This window comes from Burkholderia sp. APQ4-4ca (assembly GCF_057837105.1).
In genome coordinates this window covers 1-2,591 of sequence record NZ_JBYQCG010000091.1, presented here as the reverse complement: position 1 = coordinate 2,591, position 2,591 = coordinate 1, and the positions used below count along the sequence as shown (strand labels likewise).

Here is a 2,591-nt window from a genome sequence, read left to right as displayed (position 1 = left end):
GATTCGCGCCGTTGGGGCGGGCCAAAAACTGGGCCAAACCCTACCGATCGCGCTCGACCCGGTTCGAAGCACCACATCGTCACCGATGCCAACGGCACGCCGCTTGCCGCGATCCTGACCAGCGCGAACGTCAACGACGTCACGCAATTGCTGCCGCTGATCGACGCGATTCCACCGATTCGCGGATTGCGCGGCCACCCACTGCAGAGACCGCGTGTGGTCTACGCCGACCGCGGATACGACTCCGAGCGACATCGAAAAGCGTTGCGCAATCGTGGTATCGAACCGGTGATTGCCAAGCGTCGTACCGAACACGGCAGCGGCCTTGGAAAATATCGCTGGGTCGTTGAACGCACGCATGCTTGGCTGCATCACTTCCGTCGCCTCCGTATTCGTTTCGAACGCCGTGCCGATATTCACGGCGCGTTCCTCAAACTCGGTTGCTGCCTGATCTGCTGGAATACGCTCCGACGCGCCGAGCAGTCTTTATGAAACCGTCTCTAAGACACGGGAATCTTGTGTATCGCTCGCCAGCGAACTCCGGGGGTGTTCGCCAGCATAGGATGCAGCGGCGTCAGACTTGAGCAAGCAACTCCCACGGATAGCGATATGCTTCCCATTCGGTCTCGTTCGAGTCCGGCTTCCGTATCTTCGGCAGCAGGTTTCCACAACGGCGCCTTGCCGTAAACGGTAGCGGCATCTTTTCGAGCACGGGTACCACGTCTGGCTTCGTACGCGTGCGCCCTCGCTTCACTGCCGGCGTCTTCGGTACCTCGCTTCTGAAAAAGAGACGCTTGCCATCCACTTTCATCATTGGCGCGTAGAAATCCGGCTTCGTCAGATAGCCTGCGACGTGCGTTTCCAGGGCATACCGGCGACCTATGTCATCACTCTCGACGATTCCGATTCCGCAGTCGTTACCGTACTTCCGAGCGTTCGCATTGCAGTTGAAATAAGCGCCCATACCCTTCGTTGTGGTCGTCTTCCAGTGCTCACCGAACATCTTGCCGTAGTGAACGTCGCCATGTACGACATCGCCGTCAAGGAAGATCAATCCGTGGAAGTGCCAGCCACGTTGCAAACCGTACTCCAGCTTGAGCACGTATCCCTTGTAGATGTTCCTCTTTCGATGCTGAACACGCTTCAGGTACCTCACTAACGCCTCCCCGTGCTTGCGTACTTTCGAAAAAGGAACCGATCGATGTGCTTTGCCATATTCGAAGTCGACGCGAATCACCAGCAGGCGGTGATACTTGCGGAACAGTGCTCGAATCAGTTCGAGTAGAGAGCCGTAGTTCTTCGCAGCCAGCCGCGTGTACGGCTTCAGCGCGTCAGCGAACGGCTTCGCCCTCCCTTGCTCTCGAATCTCTTCCACGGCCCCATTCAGACCGCTCTCGAAGATCCATAGCTCGTCATCGGTCAAGCAGCGACGAATCTTCGTCCAATACCGAAGTTCATACCGGACGGGTTGATGCAAAGTACCTCCCGCAGCGTCTGCCTCAGCGTTCCGTGCAATGACCTGCTTGAACAAGCCGATGAACGGGTTCGCCTGGTCGATCGGATCAGCCATCGCAATGTATTCGACGTCAGCCAACAAGCAACGTAGGAACGCGGCTCCGAGCGTGGTCGAGACAAGCTTTACTCGGTTGGGTGATCCGGGCGAGCATTCCCGCTTGCGTATGACGCTGAACAGCACGTCGTCTGAGTTGATAATCCTCCAGACGGACTGCGCGATTGTCGCCGCATCTTCCGCGCGCGCATCAGGACCATCGTAGGTGCGACGCTTGTCATTCTTCTTTGCGGAGTTGACGGCATATTCGAGCAACCACTTTTCGGCGGCTGCTCGGTCTCGGCGACTTCCAAGGCAACATGAGATTTTCTTCATTTTCTATAAAAATATTTCGTATTACATATCTTTTTATTGAAATGACGATATTGACCAGATCGTCCGTCGATCTCTTCTAGATGAGACGATCCAGCTAGGTGACTCTGCGTTATATTCAGAAATTGACCATTCTTGAGCGGTCCAACAGATCACTCCGATCAGACTAAGAGACGGTTTCATAAAGACTGCTCGGCGCGTCGGAGCGTATTCCAGCAGATCAGGCAGCAACCGAGTTTGAGGAACGCGCCGTGAATATCGGCACGGCGTTCGAAACGAATACGGAGGCGACGGAAGTGATGCAGCCAAGCATGCGTGCGTTCAACGACCCAGCGATATTTTCCAAGGCCGCTGCCGTGTTCGGTACGACGCTTGGCAATCACCGGTTCGATACCACGATTGCGCAACGCTTTTCGATGTCGCTCGGAGTCGTATCCGCGGTCGGCGTAGACCACACGCGGTCTCTGCAGTGGGTGGCCGCGCAATCCGCGAATCGGTGGAATCGCGTCGATCAGCGGCAGCAATTGCGTGACGTCGTTGACGTTCGCGCTGGTCAGGATCGCGGCAAGCGGCGTGCCGTTGGCATCGGTGACGATGTGGTGCTTCGAACCGGGTCGAGCGCGATCGGTAGGGTTTGGCCCAGTTTTTGGCCCGCCCCAACGGCGCGAATCGATGACGAATCGACAGCGGCTCGCGAAAAGTCGATCTG

At 56.7% G+C, this 2,591-nt stretch carries 1 protein-coding gene and 2 pseudogenes; 1 reads left to right on the top strand and 2 read right to left on the bottom strand.

What is annotated here, in order from left to right:
* Positions 1-492, top strand: a pseudogene (locus tag AC3IFE_RS10795) (IS5 family transposase); the annotation flags it as partial.
* An 82-nt stretch (positions 493-574) separates the two neighbouring features.
* Here the strand turns inward: AC3IFE_RS10795 and AC3IFE_RS10790 are convergent.
* Both AC3IFE_RS10790 and AC3IFE_RS10785 read right to left on the bottom strand, forming a co-directional pair.
* Positions 575-1,825, bottom strand: a complete 1,251-nt coding sequence (locus tag AC3IFE_RS10790) for a YagK/YfjJ domain-containing protein (protein ID WP_489190508.1) — start codon at positions 1,823-1,825, stop codon at positions 575-577.
* 236 nt (positions 1,826-2,061) lie between these two features.
* Positions 2,062-2,591 (bottom strand): annotated as a pseudogene (locus AC3IFE_RS10785) (IS5 family transposase); the annotation flags it as partial.